This is a genomic window from Blautia sp. AM28-27 (genome assembly GCF_003480905.1).
GTDB classification, from domain to species: Bacteria; Bacillota; Clostridia; order Lachnospirales; family Lachnospiraceae; genus Fusicatenibacter; species Fusicatenibacter saccharivorans.
On sequence record NZ_QUJK01000011.1, the window covers coordinates 1 to 19690 of the forward strand.

Consider the following 19690-nt stretch of genomic DNA (forward strand, 5'->3'; position numbering starts at 1 on the left):
GCGAGCAGTAACAATAGCCCTTTGGAGGGCTAATAATAAACCACCAGTTGAACAGGTGGTTGCTAACTAGAATGTAGGAAACATTGTTTTTCGGCAGAAATACATTTACGGAGCTTCATTTCCTGCTTATGATGTTTGGCATATATCCCATAGTAGCGAAGCATTTTAAAATGTTTTTCGGAGATGTGGACAATGAGTTTTTGAATGAAGTTCAAAGCAGGAATGGTTTCAGTAACAGTTTTATTGTCTTCGTGTCTGGTGTAATGAAAGGTTACATTTTTGCCGTCATAAGTATCAATACGCGATGTGGCAATAACAGGTCTGCCGAGGTATCGGCTGATGTATTTAATGGTGATATCAGGAGTGCAAAGATTTGGCTTTGCACGGACATAAAAGCCGTCAGCGTGTTTCGTGTACATTTCATTTTTGACTTTGCGAAAAGTCGGACCAATGCGGGAGGTAAGTCGTTCAAGCAGGACTTTGCGGAAAGCATTACGAAGGAAACTGTAATCAAAGTGTTTGACAGGACGCCAAGGAGTGATGTTACCAGCCCCACCCTCGGAGATGAGATCGTGGATATGAGGATTCCATTTTAAATCACGCCCAAAAGTGTGAAGAATACAGATAAGCCCAGGAGTAAAGTTTTCGGTTTTATTCATTTTGGAAAACATGCGTAAAACAACATCACGAACAGAATGAAATAAACAATCTAAGAGAGTCCTGTCTTCGAGAAAATAAACGCGAAGTTCCGCTGGGATAGTGAAAACACAATGGCGATGAACGCAAGAAACAAGCTTACAGGACATATGAAAAGAACGAAGCTGGTTGTATTTGTTTCCGCAGGAAGGGCAAAAACGGCTTTTACAGCGAAAGGGAACAAATTTAAGATTTCCACAGTGAGGACAGCCATACATGGCACCACCGTAAGAAGGGTCACCACAATGAATCATCTTGTTGACATTTTCAATGACAGCAGGACGAGGATGGAGTTCATAATAATCGGTAAAGATGGATTGTAATATATTCATAATAGAATTTTACAATAAAGAAGGAGATAAGAAAACCCCTTCCCCTCATGAATGAGGGGTTAGGGGAGTTGAGAGTGTCGCAGACACTTTTTTATTGTGGGAGAAGCCTTGACCGCGGTCTTTGCTGAAGATGCATTGCTGGGCAAAATCAAGGCAAACCCTCTTGGCTGTATGGACAATTTGAGGCAGAACGATTGGTTCGGCTTTTTTGGGGAGACTGCGTTTTTACCGGCTCCCGTTACAGCTCTTCGTACTTGGGCAGCGACTTTACGGTGCCGCCTTCCATGGCGCTTTCGTGGGCCAGGAGACCAACGCCGGTCCAGTAGGCCGCATCGATATCGGAGGGGAAGGGAGTTCTGTCTTCCAGAATGCTGGTAACGAACTCATGGACCAGATGCGGATGGGAACCGCCATGACCGCCGCCCTGCTTGAAGGACAGATGGGGATTGACCTCGTCATAGGCCACTTCGTAGGTAAACCGGCCAATGACGTCCGGAAGCAGATGGGCATAATCGGGGACCTGAACGTATTCCTCATCGATCTTGCCGCCGCGGTTCTCGTTCTCCCAAACCAGATCCCGGCTGAACATCACATGTTTGTCGCCGTTGAGCTGATCCCACTCAAAGGACTTGTTTTCACCATAGATATTAAAGCATTCGCTGTAGCCACGGGCGACATGGTACAGGAAGCGCTCCATTTCAACGGTCGTCTCGCCATCCTCCAAGGCCACCAGAGCAGACTCAAAGGCGAAGGGGCAGCCGTACTGCTTTTCCAGTTCCGGACGGACCTTGCCGGAGCCTCTGCCGAAGACGCTGACCGGACGCTGCCCTGCCAGAGCAAAACAGGGGCCGATGGCATGGGTGGGATGTGCCAGGGGCGGGAAGCCGTCCCAGTAAGAGGGCCAGCCCTCCATATCCTGATAGTGGGCGCAGCGCATATACTGCAGCTTGCCCATTGCGCCGGATTCGTACAGCTCCTTCACATACAGATACTCGCGGGTGTAGACGGAAGTTTCCATGAACATATAGTGTTTGCCGGAAGCCTTCCGCGCCTTGATAACGTCTTCCAGCTCCTTCATGGACATACCCATGGGGATGGTGCAGGCGCAGTGCTTGCCTGCGTTGAGCACCTGAACCGACATGGGCGCATGCAGCGCGGGCGGAATGACCAGATGGACCGCATCCACATCCGGGTTCTGCAATACCGCTTCAAAGTCGGTGGTGTAGTAGCTTTCGTCCAGCAGGTACATATCTGCCAGCGCCTTCAGCTGGTCCGGATTGGTATCCACCATAATGACATGCTCCACATCCGGATGCTTCAGATAGATGGGCAGGAAGCAGCTGCCGAAACCCATGCCCACGATGGCAACCGTCAACTTTCCATTTTTCATAAAATTACTCCTTTCATGCTGTGAGCGACTTGCTGTTTTCATTTTATTTTTTTTTGCATTCCGTGTATGTTATTCGACGAGTGAAATACTGATACAGGCAACGCTGCGGGGTGGAAGCTTCGCCTTGATAATATCATCCTTGACATGAATCATCAGGGGATTTTCCGTAAACGGGGTACCAGGCAACAGATTTTCGGCCTGAAGTACCTTGTTTTCCAGAATTGTTCCGCATTTATTCAGAGAGTAAGTAGTTTCCTCCTGCCAGTTCAGGTTGAGCATCGTCAGGGTCAGCACATGATGATCATCGATGGTGGCAACGACTTCAAAGTCTTCTACACCATCTACCGTACACAGCTTTCCGCCGGCATGCCGGGAGAGCAGCGCAAAGGCCTGACCGGTTGCCGTCAGCTCGGTATGATCCGGATGCACCTGCATGGCGCCTTCGTTAACCGGCTCAAAGTAGCAGGCCATGGGCATGCGCTGTTTTTCGCTTTCATGCATGAACATGTGCAGCATCTGCGCAGTGAAGATGCCCTCCATGGAGGAAGGATTGCGGCACCATGTTTTCCACAGATTCCATTCATCGTAGGAGATGAATGTCTTTTCCGGGAGCATGTCATGCAGCCTGCGCAGGATTCCTAGATTGTGGATGGGCATGCGGATCATTTCGTTATAGCAGCGCTCCATGCCCTCCGGAGAGGTGAAGTCCCAATGGACTGAATTGTACGTATGCAGAGAAACGTATGGCGCAATGGGAGCCAGCTTCTTGATGGAAACATCTACCCACTCCTGATTCGGATAGGGGCCGGAAGAAACAAATTTCAGATCCGGCGTAACCTTCAGCATGGCACGCGCATGCGTTTCCACCAGCGATGCGTATCCATCCGGCGTATTTGCGCCCTCCATGTGGCCATAACCCATTTCGTTGCCCAGCGACCACCATTTGACATTGTAGGGCTCCTGATGACCGCGCTGGGCACGCAGCCTGCCGTATTTGCTCTCGGCAGGGCCGTTGCAGTATTCCACCCAGGCGGCGCATACTTCGGGGGAATCCCAGGCGGCATTGATGGTGAGGAAGGGCTCCGCGCCGATCTCACGGCACAGTGCAATAAAATCGTCGGTGTCTATTTCATGCATGTCATAGCCGTGTGTAAAGGGCTGCGTTTCATTTTCCATGTAGCCCTCCATGGGAGCGCGCCTGTCGGGATGCAGGAACATATCCTGCCAGCGATATTCGCCGGCAAAGTTGCCACCCGGCCAGCGCAGCAGACGCACGCCGATTTCCTTGAGCTTTTCCACGGTGTCCCTGCGCATGGTATGGAAATGATTGTCCGGCATCATGGAAACTGCGCCGATGAGCAGTTGTGCCTGCTCCGTGTAGGTAATGCTTATCACGGCATGCGCATCGTCGACGCCGGGGGTCAGAATCGTCTCAAAGCGCTGCCATTCATCCACCTCTTCCTGTGCATCCTCCTTCGCTAGAACGGGCTGAACAGGAAAAACGGTTTCCGCATAAATCTGCGTACCATCGGCGTTGGTGAGCGCGACGCGCACATCCAGCGGCTGCTGTACTTTGACAACGACGGCAAACGGATAGCTCCTGTCCTTTTGAAGGAAGAGCTCTTTTTGACGGATACCGCTCACCTGATTCGGAATTGGGTTCTGAATCATCTGGGACTGACATTCGTTACGCCGCCACATGCCGTTGTGCGCGTAATGACATACATAAGCTTCGTTTGCGTTGCTACCGGGAAGGCGGTGTTCATTGGCAAAGTACACGCATTCGCCGATGCCTTCCCAGTCCAGCGCTACGCCGTTGCGCGCCGCAGCGCCGGCAAACTTCCGGTTGCGGATCATCTGGGCGCTGAGACCATCCATGATGCTGGCTCTGGTATGCTCCAGGTTGTGGCCAAACAAATGGGGCGACACCGTAGAGGTGGTTTTGAGATCGATATACAGGTAATGGCTGTGCTGCTGCGCCGCAAACAGCGTGTCCTGCGCAGGATCTTCCGTGGTCTGGCAGCCGGGGGTATTACCGAATTTGCCGTCGTATTCATCCAGCAGTTCCTGCACCGTCAGACCCAGAACACGGCATAGAGGCACCAAAAGCGAGATGTCAGGAAGTGTGACGCCACATTCCCACTTGGAAACGGCTTTGTTGGTTACACAAAGCTTTTCCGCTAACTGCTGCTGTGTGAGTCCCAAACGTTCACGGGCTTGGATTATTTTGTTGGAAACAAGGGAGCATCGCATTGGTGAGATCGTCTCCTTTCACTATTGTAGATTGTAGCTATGTGTTGCAACATCACTGCTTATGGCAATATCGTATCATGCTTTTTTCGAAAGCACAATCGCTTTACAAGCGATTTGATGGGGCTGTTGCCCCGAAAGACCGTAACAAGAAAATGAAAAAAGAGTGAGCAAGGATATGTGCGTTGTGCCCTTAAAAAAGACGTGTTGGGGATGTGGGTAGGAGAAAACGAAAGTGCCAAGTACTGGGCAACGGTACTCAACGGGCTAAAAAACGAGGCGTGGAGGACATTTTCATTGCCTGCACGGATAACCTGACGGGATTCTCTGCGGCGATTGGGGCTGTATTTCCCAAGACGGAAATTCAGAATTGCATCATCCATCAGCTGCGTAATTCGAGCAAATACGTAACGCCATTCCTCAATCCAAAGACAAAAGCCACAGTTTTGTTTTGAACTGTGGCTTTGCTCAATTGTCTTGTAGCTTTCTTACACGATTCCCATGCCCATCTCCACTAGCAGCGCCACAATTACAACCAGCGCAGAAATGATGAAACCGTGAATCATGGGGCGGATGCCAGCCTTCTTCATGCTGGCGAAGGAGGTATTCAATCCGATGGCAGCCAGTGCGCAGACCATCAGGAACTTGCTGGCAGTCTTGGTGCCGCTCACCGCCGTACCTGCCCAGATGCCAAAGGCCTGATCCGTCATACCCAGTGCCCGGCCCATGATGGGAAACAGCACGATCATCGCCATGTCAAATAGGAAGGTGGCGGACATGGCGTAGGCAACGTCGTTGTCGTCCGCGTCGATGGTGGGGGCGATAGCGGCAATGGCAGAGCCACCGCAGATGCCTGTGGACTTTGCAATAATTGAAGGCGTGTTCGATAAAGAAAAGTATCCGCACCGCCTCTATAAAAAAGAGAGCTTTTTGGGCATATGCAGCCGCCGTCATTCTTTTGCAGGCAGAACCGTTTCTCTTGAGGAAGTTCTTCAGGAAAGCCTGCTTGTGCGTGAGAAAGGTTCCGGAACACACATGCTTCAGGAACAAGCCGTGGCCGCAAGAGGTTATTCACTGGACAGCTTCAGTCGGCATTCGTCCATCAGTAATTTTTCTATTATTTGCGACTTGGTTGCAATGGATCATTTGATTACTTTTGCATATGAACCAATTAGCCACTGCCGAAATGACTTGGCAACATTTAGAGTGGAGGACATGGAGATCACTGGTGAATTCAATCTTGTTTATATTAACCGTTCGGTTGCAGAACCTAAAGCCGATCTATTTCTTGCAACCTGCTAAAGCTCTGATTTGTCAGATAGTTTCTAATAGAAAAACGAAAGCTCGGTGTTGCACCCACCGAGCCTTTTTTGCTTTATAGGAAATTTCTCAAATCGTCAGAAATAGTGTATAATGGGCTGGAAATAAAAAATGACATAACAAAAGAGCGAAGGGGGCTTCGCCATGACGTTGTTTATGAAGTTTTTTGTTTTGGTTTAGGTTAGCTGCACTATCTGACTATGGAGAAAGAATTATTATGAACATGGATTTATCCATATTTATTTCCCGTCTTTCTGCGAAAGCCACCAATGCGCCATGAAACGTGTTGGTTACCTTCACTTTCTATTTTTGTTCCCTTCTGATATGATGGTTCCATAAGACTGACACACTACAGAACACGTGGAGGTGAGTGGCGGGGCTGTATAGCGGCAACCTCGCATATTTATATGTTGTCGGTCATCCGTTAAGGCATCAATGAGTGGCGCATAACTGTAGCCCGGAAACTTATCTCTTCCGAAGTCGACTCGATCTCGCCGGATGACCAGTCACTGTCCGTTTTATCATTATGCTATCAGGAGGTAGTTACTTGTCTTTTAAAATTTTTAAATTTAACTGCTGTGGACTTGATGTCCACAAAACATGGATTTATGCCTGTATCGGTATCACGGATTCCAATAATCGTACAGAGTATAAGCAGGCTCGCTTTTCTTCCTTTTCTAAAGGTTTGCATCAGCTGTGTGTCTGGCTTGCTAAATACAACTGTAACGATGTCTGTATGGAATCTACCGGCAAGTATTGGATCCCTGTTTTCAATATCTTAGAGCAACACAAAATCCGGGTTACTCTATCCCATCCGAAATACACCAAACCCATGAAAGGAAACAAGACCGACCGCAAAGATGCCAAATGGATCTGTGATCTATACATGTGCGGCATGGTGAAACCTTCTTTTATTCCACCTGCTGACATCAGAGAACTCAGGGATCTCGTAAGATACCGTTTCAAACTCACCTGTATGATTACCGGTGAGAAGAATCGTGCCCAAAATTGTCTTACTGTTTCCAATCTGAAGCTTGATGATGTCTTTTCTGATGTATTCGGGAAATCTTCCCGTTCCATTACGGAACAGATTTTGCAGCACCCTGGGGAAAAATTTGATGTGTCACCCTTTGTTGACAGCCGCTGTAAAACTCCAATAGAAGAAATTCAGGCGGCCGTTGATGGTAATATCTCGAAAGAACAGGATGTAAAGCTCAGACAGTGCCTTGATCACATAGACGAACTTCAAAAGCACATTTCAGAAGTAGAACAGGAAATCCTTCGTCTCAGTGATAAATACGAGGCTGCTTTAAACTTAATAAGAACGGTTCCTGGATTCGATAAGAATCCAATGACTGCAATTCAGGTGCTTTCAGAGATTGGTGGTGATATGCCTGTCTTCCTCACAGCAAAACACCTCGTCTCCTGGGCTGGATGTTGTCCCCGAAATGATAAGAGCGACCGTAAAATCAAATCCACTCGGATTTCCTGTACTGGTTCTTATTTTAAACCAGTTCTGGTACAGATTGCAAATGCTTTAATCAAATCGAAGAAACATTTTGAATTTACCACCCGCTATAAGCGTATCAAAACACGTCGTGGCCACAAGAAAGCCATTATTGCACGCTGCCGTATGATCCTGACCGCTATCTGGCACATACTCACAGATTTAAAACCTTATACATCCGATGGTTTTCTTGAATCACGTCCTGTGAAAAAAGAAAAAGTTCTTACAACTTCACAGGCACTTAATCTTCTAAGGCAACGAGGGTATCTCATTAAAGATGAGCCTTCGCCGGTCTCCTAATTAGGTGTTGCGTTTATATATTCAATTTTCAAAACCAGCTAATCCGGTGGTTTGTTTGCTATGCCCTCTATTTCGTGGCTGTTCTCTACTTATTTGTTTCAAACTTCATTTTTGGTTCTTGGCGAACTCTTGTATCATACACAAAATCTTCAAAAATTACAATAATCTTGAAATAGTGTTATGTTTCTTGGAATTTTATTATATCTTATTTTGGAACTTTTTCTTATAATAACATCATCAAGAAAAACAAAGAAAAGTAATCATAAAAGGAGGATTCAATTATGAAGAAGAAAAAGATTCTTGCACTTGTACTTGCAGCTTCAATGGCAGGAGGAATGCTTGCAGGATGTGGAGCCACATCAAGCGGAGATGAAACAGCGAAAGGAGATAAGTCATCCGGAAAAGTTTATTATCTGAACTTTAAACCAGAGCAGGCTGACCAGTGGGTAGAACTTGCAAAAGAGTATACAGATGAGACGGGTGTTCAGGTTGATGTACAGACAGCAGCATCAGGAACTTACGAGTCACAGTTGAAATCAGAGATGGCAAAAGATGAGGCACCAACATTGTTCCAGGTAAACGGACCGGTTGGACTTGCTACATGGAAAAATTATTGCTATGACCTTTCAGACAGCGATGTTTATAAAGATGTCGAGTCTGACGATTATATATTAAAAGATGGCGACGCAGTAGATGGAATCGCTTATGTTATTGAGACTTATGGTCTGATCTACAACAAAGCTCTTCTGAACAAATACTTCGAATTGCCGGATGCAAGTATCAAATCAATTGATGATCTGAATAACTTCCAGGCACTTAAGACAGTTGCAGAAGAGATTCAGGCACACAAAGATGATCTTGGAGTAGAAGGAGCTTTTACTTCAGCAGGAATGGATTCTTCCTCTGACTGGAGATTCAAGACACACCTTGCAAATCTTCCAATCTACTATGAGTATAAGGCAGACGGAATTGACAGCACAGATGCAATCAAAGGAACATACCTTGACAACTACAAACAGATCTGGGATCTGTATCTGAACAACTCTACATGTGAGCCATCTATGATTTCTTCTAAGACAGGAGATGACGCAGCAAGTGAATTTGCACTTGGCGAAGCAGTATTCTATCAGAATGGTACATGGGCTTACAATGATATCAAAGATAATGAAGTAGCAGATGAAGATATGGGAATGCTTCCAATCTACATCGGAGTTGATGGAGAAGAAAATCAGGGACTTTGTACAGGATCTGAGAACTACTGGTGTGTAAATAAGAACGCTTCAGAAGAAGACATTCAGGCAACACTTGATTTTATGAAATGGGTAGTTGAGAGCGATGAAGGTCGTGACATGCTGGCTAACGAGATGGGATTTGTAACACCGTTCACAACATTCTCAGATTACCTTCCGGACAACCCGCTTGTAAAAGCAAATGCTGAGTATACAGAGGCAGGAAAGACACCAGTAAGCTGGAACTTTACAACAATGCCATCTGAGAACTGGAAAAACAATCTTGGTGGAGCTCTTCTGAACTATGCACAGGGTACAGGCGCATGGGATAGTGTACAGACAGCATTTGTTGATGGATGGGCTGAAGAATACGCAGCAGCAAACGAATAAAAAAGACTTTTCACAGGATAGGCAGATAAAAAGGCTGTGAAATAGAGAAGAAGATCAAACAGCCTGCCAACGAGCATACCGGGGCAGGCTGAAATTTTGTAATTAGAATTGTGAAAAGCAAAGGCGCAGAAAGGCTTTTTACAGAAAAGAAAGACAGGAGGAGAAGAACATGCAAAAAGCAATAAAGAGATATTTTCCGGTATTTGTATTACCGACGCTGATTGCATTCACGATAGGTTTCCTTGCACCGTTTGTGTTAGGCGTATATCTTTCGTTCTGCAAGTTCACAACGGTGACAGACGCTAAATTTATTGGACTTAGCAACTATGCAAAGATCCTTGGAGACGGAGATTTTCTTCACTCTCTTTGGTTTACCGCATTATTTACAATTGTGACAGTATTATTGATCAACATTTTTGCATTTGCGGTAGCAATGCTTTTGACAAAGAATATTAAGGGAACCAATATTTTCCGTACTGTATTTTTTATGCCGAACCTGATCGGTGGTATTGTACTTGGATATGTATGGCAGCTGTTATTAAATGGTATTCTGGCACATTTCCAGAAAACACTTACATATTCTTCAAAATATGGTTTCTGGGGATTGGTTATCCTGATGCTCTGGCAGCAGGTTGGATACATGATGATCATCTACATCTCAGGAATCCAGAATATTCCTGGAGAGCTGATCGAGGCAGCACAGATTGATGGAGCGAATAAAGTACAGCTTTTAAGATATGTTACAATTCCGATGGTTATGCCATCCATTACAATCTGTACTTTCCTGACACTTACAAACGGATTTAAACTTTTCGACCAGAACCTTGCATTGACAAACGGTGGACCGGACAAGATGTCAGAAATGCTTGCCCTGAATATCTATAATACATTCTATGGAAGAACTGGCTGGGAAGGTGTAGGACAGGCGAAAGCAGTTATCTTCTTTATTATCGTAGGAGTGATTGCATTGATCCAGAATAAACTGACAACATCAAAGGAGGTGCAGCAGTAATGAATAAAAAAGTAAAACATGGTACATTATTAACCGTTATTTTTACACTACTCAGCCTGCTGTATCTGTATCCGATCATACTGGTATTTATCAACTCCTTTAAGAAAAAAGCCTATATCAGTAAAGCACCGTTCAAGATACCGACCGGAAAGATGTATGTCGGATTAGAGAACTATATCCGTGGTATTAAGCAGACACAGCTGATTCAGGCATTTGGATGGAGTTTATTTATCACAATCTTATCTGTAGCAGTGATTATCTTATGTTGCTCCATGTGTGCATGGTATATCTGCCGCGTGAAGACAAAATTTACAAAGATCCTTTACATGCTTTGCCTGTTTGCAATGATCGTGCCATTCCAGATGGAAATGTTTACATTATCCAAGATCGCAAATATGCTTCATATGGGAAATCCGTGGGGACTGGTTGTGATCTACCTTGGATTTGGTGCAGGACTTTCCGTCTTTATGTTTACCGGGTTCATGAAATCCATTCCATTGGAGATTGAAGAGGCTGCAATGATTGATGGATGTACACCAATCCAGACATTCTTTAAAATTGTACTTCCGATTGCCAAGCCGACTTGCGTAACAGTTACAATTCTTCAGGCAATGTGGATTTGGAACGACTACCTGCTTCCATCACTTGTACTGGATCAGAGAAAATATAAGACAGTGCCGATGGCAGTTCAGTATCTGAAAGGTGGATACGGTTCTGTAGATATGGGAGCAATGATGGGAACTCTGGTTCTTGCAATTGTGCCGATTATCATCTTCTACCTGTTCTGCCAGAGATATATTATCGAAGGCGTTGTAGCCGGAGCGGTTAAAGGCTAGTGTGGACATTGTCTAAAAAATGAATTAAAATAGAATTATAAAAATTAAAAAAAGACAGCAGAGAGTGAGTGAACATTCCCTGCTGTTTTCGGACGTTATAAAAGGAATAGTGAAAATGTAAAGTGAACGTGTGGGAGGCGTGGGGAAATGATTACAATATTGATCGTGGATGATGAAAAACTGGAGCGAAGGGGAATCCGCTTTCTGTTAAAGAGGGAGGAAGGAGAATTCCAGATCCTAGAAGCAACGAATGGAAAGGATGCACTGGGAGTATTAGAATCAAACCATGTGGATATTTTATTTTCGGATGTAAAGATGCCTTATATGAATGGACTGGAGCTGACGAAAGCAGTGAGAGAAGATCATCCGGATATGGAAATCGTGATCTTCAGCGGATATAATGATTTCTCTTATGCAAGAGAAGCATTGCGGTATGGAGTTGTAGACTATGTTCTGAAGCCGGTTGATCCGGAGGAATTCCATAAGACTTTTCAACGAGTGATGGAAAATATTTCTTCCAAGATAGAGAAAAAAGAGCAGCAGGAAAAGAAAGAAGATTATCTGAAAAAATACTTTTTACTGAAATATCTGTATGGGGGAAAAGAGGAAGATTTTGTTCAGTTTAAGAAACTTACAGATGGAATGGAAGATGATCTGTCCCAATTTACCCGTATGGTTCTTGTCAGTGCCTCAAATGGATTCTTCGAAACGGAAGAGGAACATTTCCTGATGAGCCTGAAGGAAGAGGTGCAGAGAGAGTTTCATTATGTGAATCTGAATTCGAACGAATCCATCTTTTTGTTCACGGAAAAATATGCAGATTATCATGGAATCGTAGAGAAAATGTACCGTTTTTTTGCGCACCAGTTTGACAGTGAATGTTATTTTGCAGTCAGTGAGGAAATCGAAGATGGAAAAAATCTGGCAGAGGAATTTAAGGTGCTGGAAGGAATGTTAGAAGAGCAGTTCTATCAGCCACGTCAGCATCTGTTTTTCCACGGGGAGAAGCAGGAAGAGAAGAAAGCTGATCCAGCAGAAGATTCTGAAATCATGGAACAGATTACGAAAGATATTCAATATAAAGATCTGCCACATCTCCGTCAGGATTTTCAGAGACTGGAAGAAAAATATCGTGCGCATAAGCAATTTTCGGATATGTATATAAAGTTTGTATTTTCTGGAATTATGAAAGAATTGCTCGACCAGATGGAAGGGCTGGATGAAAAGATGCTTTCAAAGAGAGTGGATCGATTATATCGTTGCAGAAACCTTAATGATGTGATTGCTATAGTAGAAGAAGTACTTCAGGAATATGAACATTGCATACAAGAGCAGGAAGATGGGTTCCGATCAGAAGTTACAACCGTGAAGGGATATATTTATCACCATTATAAGGAAAAGGATCTGGGAGCAGAGACACTTTCCGCAATGGTTTTTCTGTCACCGGGATATTTAAGTGCTGTATTTAAAGAAGAAACAGGGATGACACTGAACCGTTTTATCCGTGAAGTGCGAATGAATAAAGCAAAAGAGCTTTTAGAGACAACGAATATGAAAATCTCCCAAATTGCGAAAGAAGTAGGATTTTCCAATAACTCATACTTCTGCAGAAGTTTCAGAGAGTTTTTCGGAGATACACCGGAAGCATGCAGGAAAGGAATAGCGGCGGATGAAAAAACAAATACGGAAGTTGATCCATCGATTTGAAAATCTGAAATTTCGTAAAAAACTGTCTGTTTTGATGCTGATTGCAGGACTGGTTCCGGTAGGATTCCTTGCTTTTTCCATGCAGTATGGCATGATGAATCAATTGCGAGAGAAGGAACAGTACAATCTGGAGAAAATGTTGGAACAGTCAGTGAGTTCGATTGAGAATCAGTCTCAGATCTATAAGAACCTGGTTGATTATCTGTCTTATTCTCAAAATCTCAGGAATATTTTTGATGTGGAGACAGAGTCGGATTATGAGAAGTATTTGAAATATGTGAAGGTGGCTGATCCACTGTTGCAGATGCCGACGATCTATCACAAAGAGATCCAGAGCATTACATTATATTCTGACAATATAGAAGTGCCACATGGAGATACACTTCTTCCAATGTCGGAAGCGGAGAATCAACAGTGGTATTCCAGGTTGAATGAGGGAACATTAATGCAGTGGAGCATCACTCGCGGTGTGAATAAATCAATCATTGCCAGTCGGAAATTCTATGACAATGATACGATCAAAGCGGTGTTGGAGATGCGTCTGGATTATGAAAAAGTTCTTGAACCATTCATGAGCCAGCTTACAGATAATACAGGAGGCATGATTCAGGATGATAATGGAAATATTGTCTATGCCGAGTGTTCTATGGATAAGAAATATCGTCCGAAGGATATTGAGAGTCCGAAAGATATCAGTGAGAATTATTATCTGGTACAGCGGACAATGAAGGATACAGGATGGAATTTCTATATCTATCGTCCAAAGGCAGTAAGTGAAAACGCAATCCATAAGCTTTTGCTCAAAAATATTCCGATTATTTTGATCAGTGTTCTTCTTCTGAGTTTTCTGGGATATGTTTTTTCCCTCCGTATGGTATCGCAGTTGGAGTTATTGACTGAAAATATGAACCTGATCAATATGGGACTTCGTAAAGTTACCGTGCAGAGTAAATCCAAAGACGAGGTGGGTGTGCTGATCCGGTCATTTCGGCGCATGATGGATCAGATGAACCATTTGATCTCAGAAGTATATGAGAGTAAGATCCAGCTTCAGAACAGTGAGATGAGAGCACTGCAGGCACAGATCAATCCACATTTCCTTTATAATTCGCTTTCAATCATCAACTGGAAAGCAATTGAAGCGGGTGAGGATGAAATCAGTCATGTGACATTGGCACTGTCTACTTATTATCGGACAAGCCTGAATCGTGGTGAAACAATGACCACAGTGGCAAAAGAAATTGATAACATCCGTGCATATCTCAAAATCCAACTTGTTATGCATGATAACGAGTTCCGTGTGGTTGAACAGATTTCGGATGGTCTTAATGATTATCTGATACCGAAGTTGATCCTGCAGCCACTTGCAGAAAATGCAATCGATCATGGAATTGATGTGTCAGATAATGAGAATCCGACGTTGTGGCTGACGATTCGTGAAGAGGCTGAGCACATTTTCTTTGAAATCAGGGACAATGGTGCGGGAATGACGCAGGAGAAGGCGGATCAGATTCTGACATATCAGTCCTCCGGTTATGGTGTGCGAAATGTCTGTGACAGAATCCATGTCCTTTATGGAGAAAAAGGTGAGATGAAGATAGAAAGTACTCCAGGAAAAGGAACGCGGGTCTTTATCCGGATTCCGAAGAACACGGAGGCGAAGGTGTTATGAAAAACGATATGAAAAAGCGAATTCTCTCAGCCCATCTTGCATTAATTTTATTGCTGATGCTTTGGTGCGGAACCTATTTTGAGACGAAGGAAAGTCAAAGACAGATGGAACAGTTAAAAGCATCTCAAAGTGAGTCTGGTGCAAGCAATGCAGTTAAAGTGAAAAGAAAGCTGATGTATAAAGCGATGCATACACCACTTGGGAAATATCCTGAGACTGTTACCTATACACTTGGCAAGATTGCAGGGGCGAATAATTCGAATCTTCCTGTAGGAGATACGTACGAAAATAATGCATATACGAGATATTTGAAGAAAATACTTAATATTCAGAATGAAGATGTCTTTGAATTGCAGGATGGCAATACTTATGAAGAGGCGGTCAATGTAGCGATTGAAGATCGTGATATTCCAGACGTGCTTGTTGTGAAGGGAAGAGATAACCTGCTCCGCCTGATTGAAGCAGGCCTGATCGAAGAACTTACAGAAACGTATGAAGAGTGTACGACAGATACGATCAAAGAAATGTATGAAAGTTATGGAGATTCTCTTTTACAGTCTGCAACCGTGGATGGAAAGCTATATGCATTTCCGAATACGGTGATTGACGATGGAACTCCGCTTCTTTGGCTGCGGAAAGACTGGATTGAGAAGTTGGGATTAAAGGAACCGGAAACAGTAGGAGAAGCGTTGGAAGTGATCCGGGCATTTGTAGAACAGGATGCAGCAGGAGACGGTCAGACAATCGGCCTTGCCTGTAGTACAGACGTGGTTGCCGGTGCGGATCAGACTTATGGAGTGGATGCAACTTTTATACATGCCGGTGCAATGCCATGTCACTGGATCCTGGATAAAAATGGAAATGTAGTTTATGGGTCAGTAACACAGGAAACAAAAGAAGCGCTTTTGAAACTTCACAATCTATATGAGGATGAGATACTCGACCAGAGATTCCTGCTACGAAAGACGGAAAACATAGATGATCTGTTAAAAACCGGACATTGCGGTGCTATCTATGGACGCTGGTGGGCTCCGAATAACCCGTTGAGTGCAGCATATAATGTCGATTCAAATGCAGAGTGGAAACCGTATCTTTTAGACAAAGAACAGGTAAATGAGACGCAGAAGATATCAGTTTTTGAATCGTATGACCAGTGGATGTATGTGGTGGTGCGTAAAGGATATGAGCATCCGGAAATTGTAGCAAAGTATGTGAGTGCGATTTTTGATCAGTCTAGATATGCAAATGATAGTGCGGCAAGAGAAGTGAATGATTATTTTTCTATTAATGTAGATCCGACGGCCCGGCCACTGAATATTAATGTGGATTATGAGGATGCACTTTACCGTACGACAGAACATATTCAGGCAGCACTGGATAAGACGCTTGATGTATCAGAGCTTAGCGGTTTGGAAAAGTCTTATTTTAATACATGTAAATCTTACTTGAATGGACAGCTGACAACCGCGAATGGATGGGCGGCGTATGCGTCAAGAATTCAGGCTGTGGGGGAACTGCAGAAGGCAGGAATAACAAGTACATCGACATTGCCTCTGGAAAATGTAAATGCAGAAATTCCGCAAGAATTACAGGAACTGGAACAGGAAGCATTTCTTCAGATCATTAGTGGGGAGAAACCAGTGGATTACTTTGATACTTTTGTGATAGAATGGTATGCAAACGGTGGAAAAGTGCTGACCGAACGGGTGCAGAACGCCTATGAAAGTGGAAAGAACTAAAAAGCTTGGATATTAATCAGAGACTGACAGAAGAATTAAAGAAACAGATTCTGGCAGCGGAAACGCTTGTGGCAGTAGAAGACCTGTATCGCCCATATCGTCCAAAGCGCCGCACACGTGCGACAATCGCGAAGGAGAAAGGTTTTGACAGGTTCTGATCTGATGAAATGTGATGACAGGATAAGCGAAAAAAGGTATAATGATTTCATGAAATCAGAAGCTGGAGGAAACATACATGAAAATTGTGATTATTAACGGAAGTGCCAGAAGGGGAAACACGCTGACGGCGATTGACGCATTTATAAAAGGGGCATCAGAAAAGAATGAGATTGAAATCATCCAACCAGACAGACTTCATATAGCACCTTGTAAGGGATGTGGGGTCTGTCAATGTTATAAAGGATGTATTGATCAGGATGATACAAATCCCACGATTGATAAAATTACTGCTGCAGATGTGATTCTTTTTGCTACTCCGGTATATTGGTGGGGAATGTCTGCGCAGTTGAAACTTATCATTGATAAGTGCTACTGCCGCGGTTTGCAGCTGAAAAATAAAAAAGTTGGAACAATCGTTGTGGGAGGATCCCCGGTGGACAGTATCCAGTATGAGTTAATTGACAAACAGTTCGACTGCATGGCGAAATATCTTTCATGGGATATGATTTTCCAAAAATCATATTATGCAACAGCCAGTGATGAACTTGCAAAAAACAAGGATTCTATAAAAGAACTTGAAAATATTGGAAAAAACTTATAAAGCATATTTAAAGTTCCAGGTTTCAGGAAAGAAAGAAATAAAAATAATGATGAAAGCATTTGTCAGGATGTCTGGGACTCGAAAGAGAAAATAAAAAAATCTAAAAAAACATAAATAAATTATACCATCCCAGAAAAATCGCAACCGGTAGAACACTTACTATAAAGTGAAGCGGCCTTGGTCGTCTCCCGTGAAGACGTGAATTGAAATGAAGAAGAATAACAGAAAAATACACTCAAAATCAATTGAAAAATCAATCGTAAAAAGTTACGATTGATTTTTCGCGTATTTAAACATATAATATAATCATTAAGACTGGGAAAGGAAATGATTGCTATGCGTGAAACAAGAATATTGGAATTCAAGGAAACGATTACGAATACTTTTTTGAAAACAGTCAGTGCCTTTTCGAATTATAATGGCGGAATGATTCTTTTTGGCGTAGATGATGATGGAAATGTAAAAGGCTTGCCAGATGTAAAGCAGGCTTGCCTGGATATCGAAAATAAAATCAATGACAGTATTTCGCCTCAGCCAAATTATATGCTTGAACTACAGAACAATGATCAAACGATAAAACTTACTGTAAAAAGTGGTCTTCAGAAGCCATATTTATATAAATCGAAAGCATACAAACGAAATGATACAGCAACGATAGAGGTAGACACACTTGAATTTTCAAGGCTTGTATTAGAAGGAAAAAATATTAGCTTTGAAGAATTACAGTGTAAAGATCAGGAGCTATCTTTTGATTTTTTACAGCATAAACTAAAAGAAAATATTCAGATTGAAAGTTTTAATCAGGATACTTTAAAGACACTGAATCTGTATGACAATGTAAATGGTTTTAATAATGCAGCAGGACTTTTAGCAGATAAAAATCATTTTTCCGGAATTGATCTTGTTAAGTTCGGTGAGAACATCAGTATTATTCAAAAAAGAGTAACCTTTGAAAATGTATCAGTTTTAGATGTATATGAAAAAACACTTGCTGTATTTAAAGACTATTACCAATATGAAGTCATACAGGGCGCTGATAGAAAAACGATGGAGAAAATACCACAAGCAGCTTTCAGAGAAGCAATTGCAAATGCTTTAATTCATAGGGTATGGGATATTGATTCACACATCAGAGTTTCTATGTTTGATGATAGAATAGAGGTTGTATCTCCTGGTGGATTGCCAGCTGGAATAACAGCCGAAGAATATTTATCAGGTAAACTTTCTGTTTTAAGGAATAGAAATCTTGCAAATGTGTTTTACAGATTGGGATTTGTAGAGATATTTGGAACGGGAATTACACGAATAAAACAACTGTATACAGAGAGTCTGATAAAACCAGATTTTGAGGTATCAGAAAATGCTATAAAAATTGTGCTGCCGCTATTTGAAACGAATGTTAATTTGACTGAGGACGAAAAAGTAATTTACAAATTATTAAGTAAGACGATGTTAAAATCAATAAGTGAAATTGCACCATATGTCCCATTTGGAAAATCAAAAACAACACATTTACTTAAAACCATGGGAGAAAAGGGTGTGGTTGCAGTTGAAGGAAAAGGCAGAGGAACAAAATATATAATTAAGTGACCGAGAACATAGAAGATTCATAGCATTGGGGTCAGCGCCTTACATCAAGAGGAAACATAAAATAATGACTTATGATAATCGAGAAGACCAGTTTTTACGCTAGCGATTGCAGAAAGAAATCCCGATTTTGAGGGCATTAATCCAGAATTTGTATCAGGAACTGGACCGGAAGTTTCATTTAAACGGAGCAAAAATCCCGATAACTTTTGGATTTGACACGGATTCTCTGGGATCCTATACAAGACGACATCTGCAACAGGTACCTGACCCCGCGAACACGGGAAATGCATCAGATCATTTTTGGACACTTGAGAAGCGCATTAGGCAGGACAAGAAAAATCTAGGAGTTCTGATTGAACTTCGGAAATCTACGGCAATTTGGGATATTGCATATTTAGTCGGAGATGGAGTTATTAAGATGGATGAGCTCGAAGGATTTAGTGAGGATCTGATTGATGCAGTAAAGCTGATTCTAGGCAGATAAAGGTTCAAAAGGTCGGAATTAAAAAGTAAGAACTGAAATCTTGTATAATCAAGGAAGAAAGTATGTAAGATAATACGCAAGATTATGGCATACGGCAATTTTGGCTCCAGAAGGGAATATTACAATGAATATACAAATATTTGGAACAAAGAAATGCAACGATACAAAGAAAGCCGAGCGTTTTTTCAAAGAGCGCGGCATCAAGTATCAGTTTGGAGATATGAAGGAAAAAGGCATGAGTAAAGGGGAATTTAATTCTGTAGCTCAGGCAAATGGCGGACTGGAAAATATGATTAATTGGGATGGCAAAGACAAAGATTTATTAGCTTTGATTAAATACATTGCCGATGAGGATAAGCTTCAAAAAGTGCTGGAAAATCCATCTGTAATTAAGACGCCGGTGGTCAGAAATGGAAAACTTTCTACGCTCGGTTATCAGCCGGAGATATGGAAGAAGTGGCAATAGAAAAGCTGGG

Annotated in this window: 16 protein-coding genes and 2 pseudogenes; 14 read left to right on the forward strand and 4 right to left on the reverse strand. The window is 42.9% G+C overall.

The window, feature by feature from the left end; all coding sequences use genetic code 11:
* Window positions 1–74: 74 nt before the first annotated feature.
* The 3 genes and pseudogenes from DW743_RS12910 to DW743_RS12920 form a co-directional block, all read right to left on the reverse strand.
* Window positions 75–1028, reverse strand: a pseudogene (locus tag DW743_RS12910) (IS91 family transposase); the annotation flags it as partial.
* A gap of 238 nt (window positions 1029–1266) precedes the next feature.
* The gene (locus DW743_RS12915; protein WP_117510865.1) at window positions 1267–2418 is read right to left on the reverse strand and encodes a Gfo/Idh/MocA family protein; all 1152 of its coding nucleotides are present in this window, start codon (window positions 2416–2418) and stop codon (window positions 1267–1269) included.
* Window positions 2419–2487: 69 nt separating this feature from the next.
* Entirely contained in the window at window positions 2488–4671 is a 2184-nt protein-coding gene (locus tag DW743_RS12920) for a helix-turn-helix domain-containing protein (RefSeq protein WP_117761804.1), read from the reverse strand.
* A gap of 195 nt (window positions 4672–4866) precedes the next feature.
* Between DW743_RS12920 and DW743_RS12925 the strand changes: the two are divergent.
* Window positions 4867–5078, forward strand: a pseudogene (locus DW743_RS12925) (transposase); the annotation flags it as partial.
* Between the two features lie 78 nt (window positions 5079–5156).
* Here the strand turns inward: DW743_RS12925 and DW743_RS12930 are convergent.
* Window positions 5157–5540, reverse strand: a complete 384-nt coding sequence (locus DW743_RS12930; protein WP_117761805.1) for a putative sulfate exporter family transporter — start codon at window positions 5538–5540, stop codon at window positions 5157–5159.
* Between DW743_RS12930 and DW743_RS12935 the strand changes: the two genes are divergently transcribed.
* The 13 genes from DW743_RS12935 to DW743_RS13000 all read left to right on the forward strand — a co-directional run bounded on the left by DW743_RS12935 (window position 5500) and on the right by DW743_RS13000 (window position 19680).
* Window positions 5500–5970 (forward strand): LysR substrate-binding domain-containing protein, encoded by a 471-nt coding sequence (locus DW743_RS12935; RefSeq protein ID WP_158565833.1) that lies wholly within the window; start codon window positions 5500–5502, stop codon window positions 5968–5970. The genes DW743_RS12930 and DW743_RS12935 overlap by 41 nt on opposite strands.
* A gap of 565 nt (window positions 5971–6535) precedes the next feature.
* Window positions 6536–7795 (forward strand): IS110 family transposase, encoded by a 1260-nt coding sequence (locus tag DW743_RS12940; RefSeq protein WP_117761807.1) that lies wholly within the window; start codon window positions 6536–6538, stop codon window positions 7793–7795.
* Between the two features lie 281 nt (window positions 7796–8076).
* Window positions 8077–9414, forward strand: a complete 1338-nt coding sequence (locus DW743_RS12945) for an ABC transporter substrate-binding protein (RefSeq protein ID WP_055222161.1) — start codon at window positions 8077–8079, stop codon at window positions 9412–9414.
* A gap of 169 nt (window positions 9415–9583) precedes the next feature.
* Window positions 9584–10426: a carbohydrate ABC transporter permease gene (locus tag DW743_RS12950; RefSeq protein ID WP_117761808.1), complete on the forward strand. Its 843-nt coding sequence runs from the start codon at window positions 9584–9586 to the stop codon at window positions 10424–10426.
* The gene (locus DW743_RS12955; protein WP_117761809.1) at window positions 10426–11262 is read left to right on the forward strand and encodes a carbohydrate ABC transporter permease; all 837 of its coding nucleotides are present in this window, start codon (window positions 10426–10428) and stop codon (window positions 11260–11262) included. The genes DW743_RS12950 and DW743_RS12955 overlap by 1 nt, the downstream gene beginning before the upstream one ends.
* A 147-nt stretch (window positions 11263–11409) precedes the next feature.
* The gene (locus DW743_RS12960; RefSeq protein ID WP_117761810.1) at window positions 11410–12969 is read left to right on the forward strand and encodes a response regulator transcription factor; all 1560 of its coding nucleotides are present in this window, start codon (window positions 11410–11412) and stop codon (window positions 12967–12969) included.
* Entirely contained in the window at window positions 12932–14641 is a 1710-nt protein-coding gene (locus DW743_RS12965) for a sensor histidine kinase (protein WP_117761811.1), read from the forward strand. Before DW743_RS12960 ends, DW743_RS12965 begins: the two co-directional genes overlap by 38 nt.
* Window positions 14638–16380 (forward strand): extracellular solute-binding protein, encoded by a 1743-nt coding sequence (locus tag DW743_RS12970; protein ID WP_117761812.1) that lies wholly within the window; start codon window positions 14638–14640, stop codon window positions 16378–16380. The genes DW743_RS12965 and DW743_RS12970 overlap by 4 nt, the downstream gene beginning before the upstream one ends.
* A gap of 5 nt (window positions 16381–16385) precedes the next feature.
* The gene (locus DW743_RS12975) at window positions 16386–16538 is read left to right on the forward strand and encodes a Tex-like N-terminal domain-containing protein (RefSeq protein ID WP_330410166.1); all 153 of its coding nucleotides are present in this window, start codon (window positions 16386–16388) and stop codon (window positions 16536–16538) included.
* A gap of 77 nt (window positions 16539–16615) precedes the next feature.
* Window positions 16616–17140, forward strand: coding sequence for a flavodoxin family protein (locus tag DW743_RS12980; RefSeq protein ID WP_117510850.1), 525 nt, complete (start codon window positions 16616–16618; stop codon window positions 17138–17140).
* Between the two features lie 336 nt (window positions 17141–17476).
* A complete protein-coding gene (locus DW743_RS12985; protein ID WP_117761813.1) occupies window positions 17477–18730 on the forward strand; it encodes an ATP-binding protein in 1254 nt (417 codons plus the stop codon).
* Between the two features lie 127 nt (window positions 18731–18857).
* Window positions 18858–19214 (forward strand): hypothetical protein, encoded by a 357-nt coding sequence (locus DW743_RS12995; protein WP_330411380.1) that lies wholly within the window; start codon window positions 18858–18860, stop codon window positions 19212–19214.
* A 124-nt stretch (window positions 19215–19338) separates the two neighbouring features.
* Window positions 19339–19680 carry an arsenate reductase family protein gene (locus tag DW743_RS13000; RefSeq protein WP_117761814.1) on the forward strand — a complete coding sequence of 114 codons (342 nt, stop codon included), beginning with the start codon at window positions 19339–19341 and terminating at the stop codon, window positions 19678–19680.
* The last annotated feature ends 10 nt before the right edge of the window (window positions 19681–19690 follow it).

Coding starts and splice junctions, on each gene's coding strand:
- DW743_RS12915 (WP_117510865.1), bottom strand. CDS start 2,418: ATGAAAAATGGAAAGTTGACGGTTGCCATCGTGGGCATGGGTTTCGGC.
- DW743_RS12955 (WP_117761809.1), top strand. CDS start 10,426: ATGAATAAAAAAGTAAAACATGGTACATTATTAACCGTTATTTTTACA.
- DW743_RS12970 (WP_117761812.1), top strand. CDS start 14,638: ATGAAAAACGATATGAAAAAGCGAATTCTCTCAGCCCATCTTGCATTA.
- DW743_RS12960 (WP_117761810.1), top strand. CDS start 11,410: ATGATTACAATATTGATCGTGGATGATGAAAAACTGGAGCGAAGGGGA.
- DW743_RS12985 (WP_117761813.1), top strand. CDS start 17,477: ATGCGTGAAACAAGAATATTGGAATTCAAGGAAACGATTACGAATACT.
- DW743_RS12950 (WP_117761808.1), top strand. CDS start 9,584: ATGCAAAAAGCAATAAAGAGATATTTTCCGGTATTTGTATTACCGACG.
- DW743_RS12935 (WP_158565833.1), top strand. CDS start 5,500: ATGGCAGAGCCACCGCAGATGCCTGTGGACTTTGCAATAATTGAAGGC.
- DW743_RS13000 (WP_117761814.1), top strand. CDS start 19,339: ATGAATATACAAATATTTGGAACAAAGAAATGCAACGATACAAAGAAA.
- DW743_RS12965 (WP_117761811.1), top strand. CDS start 12,932: ATGAAAAAACAAATACGGAAGTTGATCCATCGATTTGAAAATCTGAAA.
- DW743_RS12980 (WP_117510850.1), top strand. CDS start 16,616: ATGAAAATTGTGATTATTAACGGAAGTGCCAGAAGGGGAAACACGCTG.
- DW743_RS12945 (WP_055222161.1), top strand. CDS start 8,077: ATGAAGAAGAAAAAGATTCTTGCACTTGTACTTGCAGCTTCAATGGCA.
- DW743_RS12920 (WP_117761804.1), bottom strand. CDS start 4,671: ATGCGATGCTCCCTTGTTTCCAACAAAATAATCCAAGCCCGTGAACGT.